At 57.1% G+C, this 17,890-nt stretch carries 15 protein-coding genes and 3 pseudogenes; 6 read left to right on the top strand and 12 right to left on the bottom strand.

Annotated elements, in window-relative coordinates; translation table 11 throughout:
- Positions 1 to 116: 116 nt before the first annotated feature.
- The 4 genes and pseudogenes from AAEZ09_RS01640 to salA form a co-directional block, all read right to left on the bottom strand.
- Complete coding sequence (locus AAEZ09_RS01640; RefSeq protein ID WP_350597811.1) at positions 117 to 1,568, bottom strand: aldehyde dehydrogenase; 1,452 nt, start codon at positions 1,566 to 1,568, stop codon at positions 117 to 119.
- A 27-nt stretch (positions 1,569 to 1,595) separates the two neighbouring features.
- Complete coding sequence (locus AAEZ09_RS01635; RefSeq protein WP_350597810.1) at positions 1,596 to 2,741, bottom strand: NAD(P)-dependent alcohol dehydrogenase; 1,146 nt, start codon at positions 2,739 to 2,741, stop codon at positions 1,596 to 1,598.
- A 48-nt stretch (positions 2,742 to 2,789) separates the two neighbouring features.
- Positions 2,790 to 3,728 (bottom strand): annotated as a pseudogene (gene catA, locus AAEZ09_RS01630) (catechol 1,2-dioxygenase).
- Between the two features lie 76 nt (positions 3,729 to 3,804).
- Positions 3,805 to 5,088: a salicylate 1-monooxygenase gene (gene salA, locus AAEZ09_RS01625; RefSeq protein ID WP_045058476.1), complete on the bottom strand. Its 1,284-nt coding sequence runs from the start codon at positions 5,086 to 5,088 to the stop codon at positions 3,805 to 3,807.
- Positions 5,089 to 5,214: 126 nt separating this feature from the next.
- Between salA and AAEZ09_RS01620 the strand changes: the two are divergent.
- From AAEZ09_RS01620 to AAEZ09_RS01600, 5 genes and pseudogenes are all read left to right on the top strand, one after another.
- Positions 5,215 to 5,382 (top strand): annotated as a pseudogene (locus AAEZ09_RS01620) (LysR family transcriptional regulator); the annotation flags it as partial.
- Positions 5,383 to 5,441: 59 nt separating this feature from the next.
- A complete protein-coding gene (locus AAEZ09_RS01615) occupies positions 5,442 to 7,409 on the top strand; it encodes an oxidoreductase (RefSeq protein WP_350597809.1) in 1,968 nt (655 codons plus the stop codon).
- On the top strand, positions 7,406 to 7,948 hold the full coding sequence (locus AAEZ09_RS01610) for a VOC family protein (protein ID WP_350597806.1): 543 nt from the start codon (positions 7,406 to 7,408) through the stop codon (positions 7,946 to 7,948). The genes AAEZ09_RS01615 and AAEZ09_RS01610 overlap by 4 nt, the downstream gene beginning before the upstream one ends.
- A gap of 169 nt (positions 7,949 to 8,117) precedes the next feature.
- The gene (locus AAEZ09_RS01605) at positions 8,118 to 9,044 is read left to right on the top strand and encodes a helix-turn-helix domain-containing protein (RefSeq protein ID WP_350597805.1); all 927 of its coding nucleotides are present in this window, start codon (positions 8,118 to 8,120) and stop codon (positions 9,042 to 9,044) included.
- 144 nt (positions 9,045 to 9,188) lie between these two features.
- Positions 9,189 to 9,440, top strand: a complete 252-nt coding sequence (locus AAEZ09_RS01600; protein WP_350597803.1) for a hypothetical protein — start codon at positions 9,189 to 9,191, stop codon at positions 9,438 to 9,440.
- Between the two features lie 47 nt (positions 9,441 to 9,487).
- Here the strand turns inward: AAEZ09_RS01600 and AAEZ09_RS01595 are convergent, their stop codons facing one another.
- The 7 genes and pseudogenes from AAEZ09_RS01595 to AAEZ09_RS01565 all read right to left on the bottom strand — a co-directional run bounded on the left by AAEZ09_RS01595 (position 9,488) and on the right by AAEZ09_RS01565 (position 14,736).
- Positions 9,488 to 10,105, bottom strand: a complete 618-nt coding sequence (locus AAEZ09_RS01595; protein WP_350597802.1) for a dTMP kinase — start codon at positions 10,103 to 10,105, stop codon at positions 9,488 to 9,490.
- A gap of 315 nt (positions 10,106 to 10,420) precedes the next feature.
- Positions 10,421 to 10,669 (bottom strand): CsbD family protein, encoded by a 249-nt coding sequence (locus AAEZ09_RS01590; protein WP_045058493.1) that lies wholly within the window; start codon positions 10,667 to 10,669, stop codon positions 10,421 to 10,423.
- 133 nt (positions 10,670 to 10,802) lie between these two features.
- Positions 10,803 to 11,012 (bottom strand): annotated as a pseudogene (locus AAEZ09_RS01585) (Lrp/AsnC ligand binding domain-containing protein); the annotation flags it as partial.
- Positions 11,013 to 11,256: 244 nt separating this feature from the next.
- Complete coding sequence (locus AAEZ09_RS01580) at positions 11,257 to 11,637, bottom strand: nuclear transport factor 2 family protein (RefSeq protein WP_205893638.1); 381 nt, start codon at positions 11,635 to 11,637, stop codon at positions 11,257 to 11,259.
- A gap of 71 nt (positions 11,638 to 11,708) precedes the next feature.
- On the bottom strand, positions 11,709 to 12,836 hold the full coding sequence (locus AAEZ09_RS01575; protein WP_502947557.1) for an alkene reductase: 1,128 nt from the start codon (positions 12,834 to 12,836) through the stop codon (positions 11,709 to 11,711).
- Positions 12,837 to 12,937: 101 nt separating this feature from the next.
- A complete protein-coding gene (locus AAEZ09_RS01570) occupies positions 12,938 to 14,197 on the bottom strand; it encodes a cation:dicarboxylate symporter family transporter (RefSeq protein WP_350597798.1) in 1,260 nt (419 codons plus the stop codon).
- A gap of 113 nt (positions 14,198 to 14,310) precedes the next feature.
- Positions 14,311 to 14,736: a VOC family protein gene (locus AAEZ09_RS01565; RefSeq protein ID WP_350597827.1), complete on the bottom strand. Its 426-nt coding sequence runs from the start codon at positions 14,734 to 14,736 to the stop codon at positions 14,311 to 14,313.
- Between the two features lie 204 nt (positions 14,737 to 14,940).
- Here AAEZ09_RS01565 and AAEZ09_RS01560 point away from each other — a divergent pair, with 204 nt between their 5' ends.
- The gene (locus tag AAEZ09_RS01560) at positions 14,941 to 15,819 is read left to right on the top strand and encodes a LysR family transcriptional regulator (RefSeq protein WP_350597796.1); all 879 of its coding nucleotides are present in this window, start codon (positions 14,941 to 14,943) and stop codon (positions 15,817 to 15,819) included.
- 97 nt (positions 15,820 to 15,916) lie between these two features.
- On the opposite strand, the gene AAEZ09_RS01555 is transcribed toward AAEZ09_RS01560, so the two are convergent.
- Complete coding sequence (locus AAEZ09_RS01555) at positions 15,917 to 17,806, bottom strand: sigma-54-dependent Fis family transcriptional regulator (RefSeq protein ID WP_350597793.1); 1,890 nt, start codon at positions 17,804 to 17,806, stop codon at positions 15,917 to 15,919.
- Positions 17,807 to 17,890: the final 84 nt, after the last annotated feature.

Raw genomic sequence — 17,890 nt, 5'->3', positions numbered from 1 at the left:
TTCACCTCCAAGTCACCAGCGAGGCCACCACAGCCAAGCTGGTTGCGCTTGCGCGCAACGCGCCATGCCTGGCGCACGTGCAAAAAAAACCGGCGCATTACGCGCCGGTTTCAAATTTAGAATGGATAAGGTTGGTTGGAGGGTTCAACCGTGACCCACTTGACCTCGGTAAACTCCTCGATGACTGCGCTGCCATCAAAGCGTCCATAGCCGCTCTTCTTCATTCCACCGTACGGGGCCTGCGGCTCGTTTTGCACGGTGGCGCCATTGATGTGTACGCAGCCGGCATCCAGTCGGCCAGCCAACTCCAATGCCCGTGTGACATCGCGACTGAATATGGATGACGAAAGGCCGTAGGCGGTGTCGTTGGCCACCTGCAGCGCCTGCTCGGCGCCTTTTACCCGGACGATCGTTGTCACCGGGCCAAAGGTCTCTTCGTCATAGATCGACATCTCACGGGTCACCCGATCGACCAGTGTCGGCCCCATCAAGGCATTTTCCGCCAAGCCGCCAGCCACGATATCAGCGCCTTTCCCGATGGCGTCGTCAAGCAAATGATTGATCCGTTGCACTGAACCCTGGCCGATCATTGGACCGATCACGCAGGCGGGTGTTGTCGCTGGCACGCCGACTTCCAGCGACCGTACGCGTTCCGCGAAACGGGAAACGAATTGGTCGGCAACCGCTTCATCGACTACAAAGCGCTCGGTCGACATGCAGATTTGTCCCTGGTAAAGAAATGCGCCGAAAACGGCAGCGTTGACTGCCCCGTCGATATCCGCGTCATCCAGTACGATGAAAGGGGCTTTGCCACCCAGTTCCAACAGGCACCGTTTGAGATGAGTGGCACAGGTCTGGGCAATCATGCGGCCGACCTTGGTCGAACCCGTAAAATTCACCCGACGCACCACGTCATGGGCGATCAACGCTTCAGTCACAGCAGACGCGTCCTCTGGCGCGCTGATCAGAAAGTTCAATACTCCCGCCGGCAAACCGGCATCGTAAAACGCTTCGGCCAGCAGCGCGTGCGTACGTGGGCTGCTTTCAGACCCCTTGAAGATCACCGTGTTGCCACATGCCAGAGGGTAGGCAATGGCGCGTGCGCCAAGAATGACCGGGCCATTCCAGGGCACGATGCTCAGCACTGCGCCCACCGGTTGGCGCAACGTCATCGACAGTGCGCCTGGCTTGTCAGTCGGAATGGTTTCACCTTTGATTTGCGTGGTCAGGGCCGCAGCTTCACGCAGCAGGTTCGCCGATGCGCCCACGTTGAATTGTGCCCACAGTTGCGAAGCGCCGATCTCTTCAGCCATGACCGAGCAGAACTGCGCCATTTTCGATTCAAGGGAGTCGGCTGCCGCCAGCAGAATCCGCCGACGCTCGGTTGGGCCGGTTTTGGACCACGTCCGGAAAGCGCGCTGGGAAGATTCGGCGGCGCGGATGGCATCCTCGACGCTGCAGGCTGCACCTACGCTCACAGTCGCGGAACTGAGCGGATCGACACGTTGAAAAGTCTTGCCAGTGGAGGCGGCAAGTTTTTGGTTGTCTATTACGAGTTGAACGGTCATTGCGGGTTCCTATAGAGATCGAAAAAGTCACACCGAAGCGGGGACTGGCATGCGCAGGATCGGCTTGATGGTGACACCGCGTTCGCTATCGGCCATCGCCTGGTTCACCTCATCAAACTCGTAAAACCTGCACAGCTTGTCGAAGGGGAATCGGCCCTGCAGATAGAGATCAACCAGCTTCGGGATGAAGGCATTGGCAACGACATCGCCTTGGACAATGCCCATGATCCGTTTTCCGGGAATCATCACGTCGTTGATATTAAATGCCACCTCGGTGCCAACTTTGGTAGCGCCTACGATGCCACAGGTGCCAAGCGTGGTAAGTGCGTCGATTGCCTGGCGAAGAACCTCGGAACGGCCGGAACATTCAAGGCTGTAATTGACGCCACCCTGGGTGATCGACTGAATGCGTTGAACCGGATCTTCTTCGCGGCTATTGATGACGTGGGTTGCGCCCAGTTCCAGTGCCAGTTCCAGCCGGCTCGGGGTGACGTCCACAGCGATGATGGTCGTAGCGCCGGCGACCTTCGCGGCCATTACCGCCGCCAGTCCGACTGCGCCCGCACCAAAGGCGGCGAAGCTCGATCCGGCTTCGACCTTGAGTGCATTGACAACCGATCCTGCGCCCGTCTGGATGCCACAACCCAGCGGCCCCAGCAATTCCAATGGCGCCTGTTTCGCGACCTTGACCACGTTGCGCTGATTGGCAATCGTGTAAGTGGAAAACGAGGATTGACCGAAGAAATGGTCGTGGATGGCGTGGTCGCTGCCACAGGCGCAAGCGGACGTACTGCCATCGAGTCGGCCGCCACCGAAGTTCAGCGGATGCATGTGCGTGCAATGTGCCGGGTGGCCGGTTTCGCAAGGCAGGCAGAGGCCGCAAGACATGTACGTCATGACCACGTGATCGCCCGGTTGAACCGTGGTGACAGCGGAACCGACTGCATCCACGACGCCCGCACCTTCATGACCGAGGATGATCGGCAGTGGCGTTGGGAACAGCTGATCTCGCACCACCATGTCAGTGTGGCAAACGCCTGTAGCGACTACACGGACGCGCACTTCTGTGGGCCGAGGCGCCTCGAGCAAGACATCCTCAATTTCTAATGCAGCCCCTGAGGCGCGCAGCACTGCGGCACGGACTCTCATCGATTGAGCAGCGGTCTGGGACATTGTTGTCTCCTTGGAGTAGTTCGTCGAAGTCGAGAAAACGTCGGTTTGTCAGGCAGACTGCAACGCTCGCGGGCGTTGGCTACGATGGATTGCTGCAACGCTCGCGGCCGGACGCAGGCTGAAATTGAACGTCATCTCGGCAAAGCGCCCCGTCACACCATTGGCAGCAGCCTGTTCCTCGTCGTCGACGAAAATGACTTCGCCAATCAGCCCGTCACGTGTTGCATACGCGAAGTCGTCCCACAGGTACTTGTCATTCGACAGGTTGATCTGCGTGGTCAAATGTTCGTGGCCTGGGGCGCAGATGAAGAAGTGGATATGCGCAGGTCGCTGCCCGTGACGGCCCAATTGATCCAGGCATTCCTGAGTGGGGCCGGTTGGATCTCAACCGTACCCCGAAGGCACGATGCTGCGAGCCCGGTAGCAACCATTGGCGTCCGTGAGAATCCGGCGCCGCAAGTTGAACGCCGTCTGGCTCTTATCGAAGTATGAGTAGTTGCCTTGGGTGTTGGCTTGCCACAAGTCCACAGTGGCTCCGGCGATAGGCTCACCGTTCAAGTCGGTTACGCGCCCTTCCAGAAACAACACCGTTGCTGTGCCATCCTCGCTTCCATCATCCATGCGAGTTTGGTACTCACACAGTGGCGCGCCTGCTACGTACAACGGACCTTCGATGGTCCGTGGCGTGCCTCCGGTCCGGCCCGCCTCTGCGTCCCTGGCATCCGCCAGCAGATCAAGGAAATGTTCGATGCCGAGTCCGGCGACCAGCAAACCTGCTTCGTTTTTGGCACCCAAGCGGTTGACATAGTCCACCGCCCCCCAGAATTCATCGTCGCTGATCTGCAAATCTTCAATTACTCGGGCGACTTCCTGCAGCAAACGCAAAACGATCTGCTTGCGGCGTGGATCGCCTTGGTTGTTATCCAGTCCCGAGGCTTGTCGGAAGAATTGCTGCAATTGCGGCAGTTGAGAAATTTTTACGATCATCTTGATTCACCTGATCTTATTGGTATCCACGAAGAGAGCCGCTGGACGCTCCCTCCCGTGCATTTCGGTCAAGTCGTTAAGCAGATGCTCGCCAACCTAACTGGGCACGCGCCTCTTGAAGGTCGGACTGCATATCGTGATTCCACAGCCAGTCGAAACGCTCGGCGAGGGTTTTGCCCAGCAGTTGTTCGTCATCGGCTACAACTGGATCACGCATTTCATAAAGCTCCCCGGCTTCCCATGAGGTGCGCTGCACACGGCAGGCACGTGGACGACGGATAGCGTCGTAAGCCGCCAGCACTGCTTGTGGCTGACTGTCCAGGACCTGCGGATCGGCGAGCAAGCGCGCCAGCAGCCAGGCGTCTTCCAGCCCCTGACCTGCACCAGCGCCCTGGTGGGGCAACATGGCGTGCGCAGCATCGCCTATCAGCCCCACGCGGCCATGCACGTAGCCCGGCAATTCATCGAGCTCATGCAGCGCCCAAAGAGTGGGTGCCGGAATGCATTCGAGCAGCACCTTTGCAGCGTCACCCCAATGATCGAAGGCGGACAGCATTTCTTCCTGGCTGGCATTGCGCACCCATGGCGCATCGCTTGGCCAGGTGGGATCAGGGCGACTGCGGTCGGAAATAAAGGCGACGACGTTGATCAACCGGCCTTGTTTAACGGGGAAGGTCAGAATGTGCGCGTCAAGTCCCAGGTACATCTGCGGCACGTCAATCAAATGCTCATCGACCCCCCGGGCCCGGTAGGCTGCGCGCAGCTGTTCACTGTCGATCATCCCGCGGTACGCGCAGGTACCACTGAAACGCGGCGCCACCAGGGGGTAGCCAAGACCGTTGAGCACATGATCACGAATTGAAGACTTGATACCGTCGGCAGCGATCAGCAGATCGCAGCGATGCTCAGTGCCATCGGTGAACACCACGCGAGCCTGTTCGCCATCCTGCTCTACGCTGACTGCACGTTTACCGAACTGGGCGATCCCTTCGGGCAACTGGCTGGCCAGGGCATCGAGAAAGTCAGCACGGTGTACCGATGACTGCCCTACCCCTTCGGCCAGGCTTGCGCCCAGATAACCGGCATCTTCACCGCGACGCCATTCGAACCAGATGTCCTGCCAGGGATCCTGAGTCTGGTCGGCAATCTTGCGGTAGGGTTCGGCAATACCCAGACCCGCGATGGCTCGAACGGCATTGGCGCCGAAAGAGACACCTGCTCCGACCTCGCCAAAGGCTGGTGCCGCTTCGAACAGCTGCACACTCAGGTGGGAATGACGGCACAGGTCAAGGGCCAGCCCCACGCCGGCAATACCACCGCCAACAATACCGATGTGCAATTTGGATTCAGAAGTACGCATAGCAAGTTACCCAGTAGGCTGATTGTTATTGGAGTCACCAAATCATCGCCACCTGAGCTCTATTGATAAATACCGTAAATCCCATACATGCCATCACGACTGTGAATATTACTCTTCAGGACGAGCATTAAACGATTCGCCAGCAGTTGCGAACAACCCTTCGGGCTCGCGGTGCTACCGACTCCGGTGGCGCTGCCCAACATCGAAATAAACCTGTTCTGGCACGCACGCTATTACAGGAGGCCGGCCGATCGAGAGCTTTGCCAGCTGATGTTTGAGTTGTTCTCAGAATAAGTCACCTGAGCGAGTACCGCTGAGGTGCTAAAGGAGGATTCTTCAACGCCTCGGCATGAATGTTCAATACTCAGGCCGCCTCTCACTCCATGCTCGAAGCTCAAAACAAAAAAAATAATGAGGAGATGGCAATGGCACACCCAGACATCCGAAATCTTGTAGCTTCAGACAGCCCTGCCGCGGCGCTCTACCAGCCCGGGCGGATCGGCTCACTGCAATTGCGCAACCGTTTTGTGCAGGCACCGATCTTCACTCAGTTCGCGAGCACCTTCGGTGAAGTTGACGATAAGCTCATCGAGTACCATCGGGCCCGCGCTCGTGGAGGAGTTGGTCTCATCATTACAGAGAACACCTCTATCGACTGGGAAGTCGGGCGCACAGCCGGCCACCCTATGCGAATTGACCACGACAGGTTCATTGGCGCACTCAGCAATCTGGTCGACGCTGTCCACGGTGAAGGGGCAAAAATCGCGGTACAGTTGCACCACACCGGGCGCCAGAACTCCCAAGGCAACACGGAACGTAACGAACCGCCTCTCGCGCCGACTGCAGGCATCACCAGCGCGTTCGGCACCCCGCCACGAGCCATCGAAGAACATGAAATTCCCGGGTTGATCGACAAGTACGTCCAGGGGGCCCGGCGCGCCATGGCTGCTGGCTTTGATGCCGTTGAACTGCACGGTGCACATGGCTATCTGCTCGGTCAGTTTCTCTCACCTTTTACAAATAAACGCACTGACCGCTGGGGCGGGTCCCTGGAGAACCGCGCCCGTTTTGCACTCGACGTCGTGCGCGGGATTCGCGCACAGGTCGGTGCGGATTTCCCGATCCTGTATCGCCTGAGCGTCATGGAGCCTTACGAGGGAGGCCTCTCATTGGAAGATGGCCTGGCCTTTTGCGAAATGCTCGAACCTTACGTCGACGCCCTGGATGTCAGTGCCGGGAACTACGACACGGCGATGACGTTGCTGCCTATGGTCGCGCCAGGATCGCTGGTGGATTACGCCAAGCTGGTAAAAAAGCGTGTTTCGATCCCGGTAATCGGCGTCGGTCGTCTCACCTGGCTGTTCGACGAGATGGCACAAGCGGTGTCTGACGGCGAGCTCGACTTCGTAGCCTTGGGTCGATCGGGTCTAGCGGACCCCGAAACGGTTAACAAGACACGGCGCGGGCAACCGCAGAGTGTCCGCCGCTGCCTTGCGGTGAATGAATGCATATCACGGTGGATGTTCAACGGTAAGGGTACCCAATGCGTGATAAACCCCACCCTCGGACAGGAGCGCCGGGCGAGTGATGCTCGTCGCCCTGCTCCCATACAGGAGCGGGTTCTGATCGTCGGTGGTGGGCCTGCCGGCTGTGAAGCCGCGATCCTGGCTGCCGAGCGCGGGCACAGTGTGCGCTTGGTTGAGAAATCAGATCGTATCGGCGGCCAGCTTCATGCCTGGGCCGCTGCGAGCCCGTTTCGCATGGAGGTCAGGAACATGATCCAGTTTTACGAGAGCGAACTCGAACGCGTGGCCGTCGACGTGCAACTCAATACCGATGCAACCGACATCGACTTGGCCCCATGGGACACCGTACTGCTCGCCACCGGGACCGTTGCGCAGAATCAGGGCGCGGATGTGGCCGACATGCTGGCAAACGGGGCTCTGCCCATGGCTGACGAAGTCACCGTATTTGGAGAAACAGAGACTGCAATGTTTGCCGCCCTATGGCTGGCCGAGCAAGGTAAAAAAGTCAGCCTCGTCTCCCCCGCAGATGGGGTAGGAATCGATACCAATGATATGCAGCGCGACCATCTGAGCGGGCTTCTCAACAGTCTCGACGTATCGATCAGAACGGCAGTCGCGGCGGCGGATGACGGTTACGTGGTGATGGCGACTGCGCGCAATGCCTCGACTGTCCTGGCGTCGGCCGTCGATGACATTCGCGTCCACAGCATCGGAACGAGGTTCCGTGGCGGTCGGATGTATGAGGCGACCCAGTCTGGCTTCTGGGCGGCAGCGAAAATAGGAGAGCTGTCATGAATGTTCGCGCGATCGAACACGTCGGCATTACGGTTCCCGATATGGAAGCGGCGACGCAGTTCTTCGTCGAGGCCTTCGGTGCCGAGAAACTTTACGACATGCTTGAAGCGCCCTTGGGGGGCCCTGAAGTGGAGGCGGGACTGGGGATCGCACCCGGAGCCGTGATTAGCGCAATTCGCATGCTGCGCCTTGGCAACGGTCCCAACCTGGAGCTATTTTCCTACACCGGGGTGCAGCAGTTGCAGCCAGTAGTTCCAAGCGACTTGGGTATTCAGCACATTTGCATCTACGTTGACGATATCGACGCTGCGGCCGAACAACTGGAGAAGGCCGGTGGAACTCTGCTCAGCCGTCCTGGTGAGCTCCCAGGCGGTGACGCCGGGAAAGGTAATCGTTACGTCTACACCCGCACGCCTTGGGGAAGCACGATTGAATTGGTGACTTACCCGTCGGCGCAGGCCTACGAGCGTCAGACTCATTTGCGCCGATGGCGACCGGAGTTGACCGAGCCCAGTGATCACGAAATCCAGGCGAAGTAAGAGAACGCTTGCCATTCGGTCGGGTGGAAATCCCCGATCGATGGCAAGCCAGTTTTTCGTACAAACTCTAAGGATGTGTTAGCTTTTTGAATGTCATGACACTGCGATCAACATTCTAAAACTGCCAAGTGCTGATAAAAAACTCCACTGCCATAAAAAGGGAGTTGTGATGAGTGCCATCCTCCTAACGCCAGAAACAATGCTGGACGTTATCCCCGGCGAAGTCACGATCAACGGTACCGTCGAGACTGCATCCGATAACGGCATGTCGATCCGGGGCTACCGCTTTGACAAAACCGAAGTCAGCATTCCGTGCATGCGCGATTACGAATTGGTGAGATGGAAATCGGGAACGTCCAATCTGGGTTTCCACGATGGCAAGCAATGGCAAAAATGGTCGGTTGGCGATAACGACGTGACCATTTTGACCCGAGGCGAATCGTCCAGGTGGTACTGGATGAATGATATCGAAGTCAGTCATATCTACATCTCGCAAACAATGATGGCCAAGGTTGCCAATGAAGTCTTTCAGCAGGATGTTGACCGTGTTTTTGTCGACCATTGCCCCATCGTCAACGACGCGACCCTATCCAGGCTCATGGCCTCCTATGAAATGGAATGCCTGAGTGGTGAACCCGGAAGCAGCCTCTTTGCCCAGACGCTGGAAATACAGATGTGCATTCATCTGCTGCGCCAGTATGTGCGCTGTGATCTGAGAGGCAACGATCAAGCGTCTCGCCTGACAAACCTTAAACGCGACCAGCTTCAGCAGTACATCGACTCACACCTGTCCTGCCCGATTTCGGTCAAGGACATGGCCGCAATAGTCGACCTGAGCCCGTCGTATTTTGTACGGGTGTTCGGGGCTGTGTATGGGGTGTCTCCCCATCAGTACGTTCAGTCGCGCCGCTTGAAAAAAGCTGAGCGAATCCTCTCTACGGTGCGTGATGTACCGTTGAAAGCTGTCGCCATGGATTGCGGGTTCTCGGACCAGAGCCACATGACCCGACTGTTCCAGGAAAAACTGTCCATGACGCCCAAGCAGTATCGCGATAAAAACGTTTCCAGGCTTTTTTGCTCCTCGGCCTTGCAGTAACGTGCAGCACCTTTCGGGCTGGTTGCGCGCCAAATCCTCAGGGAAGTTGTCTCCTACCCGCTTCAGCCTGCGGCACGCTTTTCCGGCCTACCGCTGAACATCTGGCTCAACTGCATTCACCGCATCCAGCTGAGCGCTCATGCGATGCAAGAAACCAATGAGCGTTTTAATTTCTTCTTTCTCAAGATTCGCCAGAAGCAGTCTCTCTCTCGAGGGCCGTCACCAGCACTTGATCATGCAGCTCCTGCTTATCACGTTCAGGAGCACGATCAGACCATCTGGATCTGGTTTGGTAGCACTGATCAACAGGAGCCCGCCAGTGAGCCTCCGGCATACGACATCCACACCAAGCCTCTCGATGATCAATCAAGAATCGTGCAGAAAAGCCACTGTTGAGCAGGTATCACATTGTCATGAACACAAACCAGCCCGGTGAACTTCGCCTACGGGCATCGAAGGACTTTATGGATCTCAGAAACCACCTGCATCGTTGCGTCTTCGATCGTTCCTTCATTACGGCATAACACCCAGCCGTGATCTGCAACCGCTCGCTCGAACGCCTGGGTACAAGCGACCTGTTCTTCCAGCTTGTGGATCACGGTACTGCTCAGCCCACGCCGGCGTGCCGCGGCCCTCGCCCATGAAACTTCAGGGGTGGTGACAACTCCGACGTGCAGGTCTGGCACTTGCACGTTTCGATCAATGTTCAACTGTAGAATTTCTGCAAACGGGACTATCCGGCGAAACGCAGCATCAGACGGGTACCAGCGATCGATCAGGATGATGCTGCCTGGTGGCTGTTTAGCCAGCACATGCCGGGAAATCCAGGTACGGCTATCAGCCAGGCGCTCACAAACTTCCAATTCCAGATCACGGGAGGGATGCCTGACGAGTTTGTTCACGAGGGCCATTGTTTCACCCCTGTAAGGATCGCTTTTTTTCTCGCAAAGCCGGATCACCATTTTGTTGTCGGCCCTGAGTGCTTTCGTAACGGCCTCCAACAATGTGGTTTTTCCGGCTCCCTTGGGCCCATCCAGAGAAACAAACAGCGGACGATTCATTCTTCAAACAACGATTGATGTACGGTTTTTTTGCCCGTTCCGTTCGCTGCAACCGCTTGGCGCGACTATGCGAATCGAGTGGAGGGTCCTTGAGAACGAACACTCTAACTTAGTTTTCGGCCGACAGAACTCAAAACCCAGGGAGACAGTTACCCACGAGCAGCGCTAAACCGAGACGTTAGATGTGTAGGCCGTTTGCCTGCAAAGAGGCTAGCTAATCACCGCCCCCGCACCCTACTGACAGAAAATCCCAGCGAGTACGAGGGGGAGGAAGACATGAGGGTACGTTCCAGCTGGAAGTCCTCTAAACCTGGCTCAGCGGCGCAGGAACCGACTCACCAGCAGCACCACTGCTGCACCTATCGCCAGTGCAGCAACCGGTTTTTCCTTAACAAACGTCGATACGTTGTCGAGCGTGTCGCCGTAGGTTTTGGTCAGTTGGCCAGCAACCTGGTGTCCAGCACCTTCAGCTTCAATCTTCGAATCACCCAACAACCTGCCGACCGCGCTCTGCGCCTTGCCCGCGAGTTTTTCTGCAACACCTTCGACCTGTTCACTCTTCATGATTCACCCAACCTTTACGTGTAAGTGGCCAGCTCAGGATCGACCCTGGCTAGAGGATATTTGCACAGCATTAGGGGGATGGGCGTAATGATAAGTTCAAAGTGGATGAGGCTCTGCAATGGCTCGCGCCTGATCAGGCCTGACTGGATGTCGGTATCGCAATACGGCTGCTGGCCTTGACCTCACGCAAAGCCAGACTGGACTGGATCGAGGCAATGCCCACCTGACGCCTGAGCACCTGCTCGATAAAGTCGCTGTAGCTATCGAGATCCTCTGCCAGCACTTGCAGCACGTAGTCGGCATCTCCGGTGATCTTGTGACAGGACAACACTTCGGGCAATTGCATGCAGGGGTGGTTCATATGGTTGGCCATTGCTTACCAGTTGACCCGCTCCTGGAAACCCAAGTCTGCGACTGCGGCGGCGAGTCAGTACAACTAGTGTCCTTGGGTCACACCCTACCGAGCGAACCAAGGACGACAAATCGTCAATCGAAACGAAACGAAACGAAACGAAACGAGGCACCATAAGCCGATGTTGGCAAATGGCTCGAACCGTCCGCCGTAAGCGCGGGCGATGACCGAGGGATCATGCACTCGGATGGGTGTGGTAAATCTTGCTGACGATCGTCCATCTGCCTTGTACCTTCAGCAGGTTGAAGAAGTCGGTGAAGCGAAAACCCGAAACGTTGTCGGTATCGACCCGGGCACTCGCGGCAGTGCCCACGATGTCGATGCGCACGATCGCGGCGTTGGCTTCAGGAGATGGGCGGAACGAGTTGTCGATGACGTCGTACAGGTTCTCAATGGCACCGCCAACAAGCTTGTCGCCGTCGACCCCAAACATGGTGGCCGACTCATTGAACGCGGGCTTCATCAAAGCGCTGTCAGCCTTGGCACCCCCTTCGTTGTATTGGTTAAGCACGTTGACGATCGCGTTGTATTCCTGGACGTAAGTTGGATTGCTCATGATGGACTCCTGATTGAAAGATTTTCCGAATGCCCATCAGGTCTGGATGGGCACAGCATCGCCACCGACCATCACCCACTCTGGTGTGTCGGCGAGATGGTCAGGTTGGAGTTGGCCGTTGGCCAATCGGTGTAGCCCTTGGCGCCTCCGCCGTAGTAGGCCTCACGCGGTGCGATAGTCAGTTCGGCACCAGTAAGCAGGCGCTCTACCAGGTCCGGATTGGCAATGAACAATCGGCCGAAGGCCACCGCGTCAATCCGCCCCTGCGCCCGGCGTTCCAGCGCCAGGTCCAGGTCATAGTTGTTATTACCAATGAATGGTCCTTCGAACTGCGCACTCAGCGCGTCCAGGTCCACACCTTCCGGAACGGTGCGGGAAGTGGCCGTTGTGCCTTCGACGAAGTGCAGATAGGCCAGGCTGAACCTGTTGAGCTGCTGGATCAGATAACCGTAGGTTGCCATGACGTTGCTGTCAGGGGGCGTGTTACCCGCATCAGGTGTCACTGGCGAAAGGCGGATACCAACCCGGTCACTGCCCCAGACCGAAACAACGGCTTGGGTGACTTCAAGCGTCAGTCGAGCCCGGTTCTCGATGGAACCGCCATAGCGGTCGGTGCGCTGGTTGGTGGAGTCGCGCAGGAACTGGTCGAGCAAATAGCTGTTGGCAGAATGAACTTCCACACCGTCAAAACCAGCGCGCTTGGCATTTTCTGCCGCATGCCGGTACTGCTCAATGATCCCGGGGATCTCAGCAGTTTCGAGCGCCCGGGGCATGGACACTTCGACCATGCCATTGTTGGTGTAGGTGGTACCTTCGGCCTTGATGGCCGAGGGCGCAACCGGCGCCTCGCCGTTTGGTTGCAACTCGACGCTGGAAAACCGGCCCACGTGCCAAAGCTGGTTGACGATTTTGCCGCCTGCTGCGTGAACCGCGTCGGTGACTTTTTTCCAGCCTGCCACCTGTTCTTCCGACCAGATACCTGGCGTCATGGCATAGCCGCGACCTTGAGCAGAAATATTGGTGGCCTCGGCGATGATCAACCCCGCGCCGGCACGCTGGGCGTAGTAAGTGGCATGCAGCTCGTTCGGCACGCCATCTTCCGCCATCCGGCTGCGTGTCACTGGGGCCATGACAATGCGGTTGGCCAGTTGCAAGGCGCCCATCCGAAGGGGCGAAAAAAGATCGGTGTTAAGTCTCATGTCAGTCAAACTCATTACCTCTAAATATTAGACCGGTCGTCTAGTAAAACAGAAAAGTACCCCTATGCCAGCAAGTTTTTCCCGGTTCCGACCTCTACTCGCTATGCTTTCTGCTCTAAAGGATTGGCTTGTGAAGGTTCAAGAGCCGCCCTCTCCCACTTGGCAATTACCAAGGGCGCGATGGCATTCCCCAACACATTTAATGTGGTCGTACCGCTATCGATGATTCTGAAAATACCCGCGATCAATGCCACCCCTTCCAGTGGAAGACCGGCAGAAGCCAATGTCGCGGACAGAATAATGATGGCGAATCCAGGTACTCCGGCAGCACCTTTGGAGGTCAGCACCATTGTGACCACCAGCAGAATCTGCTGAGAAAGCGAGAGATCGATACCATAGAGCTGGGCGACAAAAATCGTAGCCACCCCCAGGAAAATCGAGGCACCGTCCAGATTGAACGCATACCCCACCGGCACCACGAAACTGACGATGCGACGAGGGACGCCGTAGCTCTCCAGCTTGCTCATCAGCTGTGGCATAACGGCTGCCGATGCAGCACTCGAAAACGCAAGAATAAGCTCATTGCGAAAGTACTTGATCAGCTTGAAAATGTTCTCACCGACCAGATAGCAGATACCGCCAAGTACCACCAATGCAAAGACAATCAATGCCAGGTAAACCACACCAATCAGCTTGAGCAAGGGCAAGAGCGAGGCAAAACCAAAAGTCGCGACGGTAGCGCCGATCATGCCAAATACGCCTATTGGCGCGTAAGCCATGACGATTGAGACGACTTTGAACATCGCATCGGAAATACCCTGAATCACCGCAACCACGGGGGCGCTTTTATCCCTGGGCAGCGAGTTCAAGGCCATACCGAACAACACCGCGAAGAACAGTACCGACAGCAGCTTCGCTTCCGACATTGCAACGAAAACGTTGTCCGGGACAATGTTCTGCACGATGACGAGGGCTCCTTTGGCAGGCTCCATGGTTATAGCGGCAGCGCGATGGGTAATGCCCGAAATATCTGTTCCGGTACCTGGTTCGAAAATGTTCGCGAAACACAGCCCGATCACGATGGCCAGGCCCGTTATCGCAAAAAAGTACCCCAGCGATTTCATGCCCATCCGGCCAAATGACTTGTTATCTCCTCCGCCTGCGATGCCCAGGATCATGCAACAAAACACAATTGGAACAACAACCATCTTCATCATCTTGATAAAGATATCGCCAAGCGGCTTCAGAATTTCTGCGCTCACCCACGATTGATACTGCGGATGGGTATTGAAATACCAACCGACAAGCACGCCAAGCAGCAGCCCGGCAATGATTTGCCACACCAGGGGAATACGTTTCATGTCTAGCCTTCTTGTTGGAATGAAAGGACTGCGTAAATTCGCAGTTGCTAGATTCATGAGCTTCCAGCTCACTTGAGTTCAAATGGCACAACGCTGTTGTGCCAACACCTTTTCTATTTTGCGAAGAGCTGACTCATATCCTTGAACGCCTTGAATTCGAGAGCGTTACCGCAAGGGTCATACAAAAACATGGTGGCCTGCTCGCCGACCTGCCCTTTGAAACGAATGTAGGGTTCGATGACAAACTCCGTGCCAAAAGACTTCAGACGCTCGGCCAGTGCTTCCCATTCCGCCCAGCCCAAAATGATGCCGAAGTGCGGAACAGGTACGTCATGGCCGTCTACCGGGTTGCTATGGACGCTTTCCTGGGAAACAGTTTTCGGGTGTTCGTGAATCACCAGTTGGTGCCCATAAAAGTTGAAGTCGACCCATTGGTTGCTGGAACGGCCTTCTTCGAGGCCGAACACTTCGCCGTAAAATGTGCGTGCACCAGCGAGATCGTAAACCGGGATTGCGAGGTGGAAAGGCGAGAGGCTCATCAGAACTCCAATACAATTTTTGTTGGTGAAGGACAGAGCGTATGAACGCTGATCGTCGTTGTTTCGCGGCGCTTCACTGTTCGTCGTCCCCTGGGCATCGACTCGAAGGTTCAGGCAGTTGCCGGGGGATAGGCTCATCGTAGTCCGCCTGACGAAACAAAAAAATCAATATAAATTTCTCAGAAACACAATTAATATTTGTGAATGATTAAAGAACTCAAGACACTTATCGCCGTTGCTCGGGAAGGTACTTTTGCCGCTGCCGGGAATAAGATCGGCCTGACCCAGGCAGCGGTGAGCGCGCAGATTCACCGCCTGGAAGCCGAACTCGGCTTTGAGATATTCGACAGGAAGGGACGCTCGGCCCACCTCAACAGGATGGGCCACCAAATACTCCTGCAAGCGCAGGAGTTGCTGCGCCTTTACGACAATCTGGGTTCCACCACCGTCGGACTTCCTGCAAGCGTCCTGGTGAACATCGGTGCTATCGCTTCCGTGCAGCGATCCTTTTTACCGGACGCGTTAGCCGGGTTTCACCAACAGTGCCCGCAGTGCCGCACACGTGTAATCCCGGGACTATCGATGGAGTTGGTGAACCTCGTGGATGCCGGTGAGATCGACATGGCCGCAATCATTCGGCCACCCTTCTCGCTCCAGAGCGATCTGCGCTGGACAACGCTCGCTCTTGAACCTTACCGACTGATTGTCCCGCGCGATGTAACGGGAGAAGACTGGTCAGAACTACTGTCCAGCCAACCGTTCATTCGCTATGACCGATCGTCATTTGGGGGACGGCAGGTGGATCGATTCCTGCGTCAGATGCATTTCACTTTGCGGGAAGTTTGCGAACTGGATGAGCTCGAGGCGATCGTCAAGCTAGTGGAAAATGGCGTGGGTGTAGCGCTGGTGCCGCAGACGGCAAACCAACAGGAATGGCCCGCAGGTGTCCGAGCGCTCGATCTTGGACAGCTTACCTTCCACCGTGATATCGGGCTCGTGCACAGGTCTCGACAGTCTTTCACCGAACCGGTGCGGATACTGGCGCAACTGATTAGTGAGCAGGTCAAGACCGGCGTTGAATAAACTCCGAACGAAAAAAGGCTAGCCAGGGGCCTTTTTGTACTCAAACCAACGGCCGATATTCTTCCAGATATCCACGCCAGACCCAGCGATTGCGCACTCAACCAGGTCGTGAAATCCCATGCTGGCGCAGTTTGCGATACAGCGTATTGCGGCTAATCCCCAATCGGGCGGCAACACGAGCGACGTGCCAGTGTTCCGCCTCAATCAACGTCAGCAGTGTCTGCCGTTCCGACAGGCCCAGTGGGTTCTCGGCCAACACGGCAGGCGCTGCCGGCAGCAACTCCGCCACGTCTTCCAGAGTGACACGGCCCTCCAGCGCCAATGCGACCAGTGTGCGCAGGCACGTGCGCAGTTGACGGACATTGCCCGGCCAGGGATGCGTCAGCAAGCGTTCTCTCACACCTGTCTCCAGGCGAATCCTTGTACCTTTTGACTCTTCGCGCAGCAGCAGGTCGAGCAACCGGCCCTTGTCTGAACGCTCACGCAACGGCGGCAGCTGCACGGCGAAGCCGGCGACGCGATAAAACAGATCTTCGCGAAAACGCCCCTCGGCCACACAGGCTTGCAGATCCTGGTGGCTGGCACAGATGAGCCGTATGTCGAGCGCACGTGCCGTAGCGCCGCCCAGGGGCACCACCTGACGCTCCTCCAGCACACGCAGCAGCCGGGTCTGTAACGCGAGTGGCATATCGGCTATTTCATCAAGGAACAGAATGCCGCCATGGGCCTGCTCCAGCTTGCCGATCATCCCGTCCTTGCGTGCGCCGGTGAAGCTGCCACCGCGATAGCCGAACAGCTCGCTCTCGATCAGCGTTTCTGGAATGGCCGCACAATTGATCGCCACAAACGGTTGACTGGCTCTGGAACTGGCGCGATGCAGCGCTGCGGCAAAGGCTTCTTTGCCGGTACCGGTTTCGCCCTGTAGAAACACCGGTACGTCACGTTCCAGAACTCGTAATGCGCGAGCAAAGCCACGTTGCAGGCGCGGGTCTTCCAGGCACACGTGCACGTCGTTGATCGGGGCAGTTGCAGGAGTGACGAGAGGCGCATGGCGCAAGGGCTCTCGCAACTGTCCGTAGAACTGGCGTCCGTCCAGAAGGCGCATTGGCCAGCAGACACTCGGTTGCGAGCTGGCTTGACTCATCACCTGATCGATAGGCGTCTCCAGCAGCATCGTCAGCGATTGCCCCACCACCTGCTCACGGCTGAGGCCCAGCAGGTCCAGCGCAGCATGATTGACTGAACGGATACAGGCACTTTCGTCAAAGCTGAGCAGCCCTTCACCCAGCAGCCCGACGAAGCCTGCCTCAGGGTGAAAACGCAGCAAGTACCGTTGCGGATCATGCCCCAGGAAATAACAGCTCTCGATCAAGTTGGCTGTGAGGTTGGTCAACGCCACGGCTTTGAAGTGCTGCTGAAGACCCGGTTCCTCGCGCACGGATGAGAGGTTAAGAACGGCGAGCAACTCTCCGCTCGCATCGAATATGGGGCTGGCCGAACACGTCAAGCCGGCGTGCTTGCCACGGAAGTGCTGATCACGACGGATGGTGACGTGCTGTCGCTCGACCAGGCAGGTGCCGACACCGTTGGTGCCCTCGCAATCCTCGCTCCACACCGAACCAAGCCACAGTCCGGAACGCTGGAATTCGACTCGTTCGGATTCGTTGAACACGCTGTCAATCGCCACACCACGAGCATCGGTGAGTAGCACCACGTGGCCGTCACCCCCCAGTTGGTGGTGCAGGCTGGTCATCTGCCAGTGCGCTACGGAGATGATGTGTTCCAGGGGCGCGCGGTGATCCAGCAGGCGTGGGTGCTCAACTACATTCGGCGCGCGGCGGCTGGCGGGATCGAGCTGATGCTGATCCAGGCAACGACGCCATGACCGGGTAATAGCCAGGTCAGTCGTATGGCCATGGCTGGCAGGGAAGCCCTGTACAGCTTGCAGCACCTGTTGTGCATGGGCGTTGATAAAGGCCGGCTTCATTGTTCTTGTTCTCCGCTACGGTCAGGACACGGGGCTGTTGCCAGCTTATAGGAAAAGCCGACCGAGAGCGCCCCATGCACCGCG

The organism is Pseudomonas sp. 65/3-MNA-CIBAN-0223, assembly GCF_040310425.1.
GTDB lineage: Bacteria > Pseudomonadota > Gammaproteobacteria > Pseudomonadales > Pseudomonadaceae > Aquipseudomonas > Aquipseudomonas gregormendelii.
This window is presented reverse-complemented; position numbering and strand designations above follow the sequence as displayed.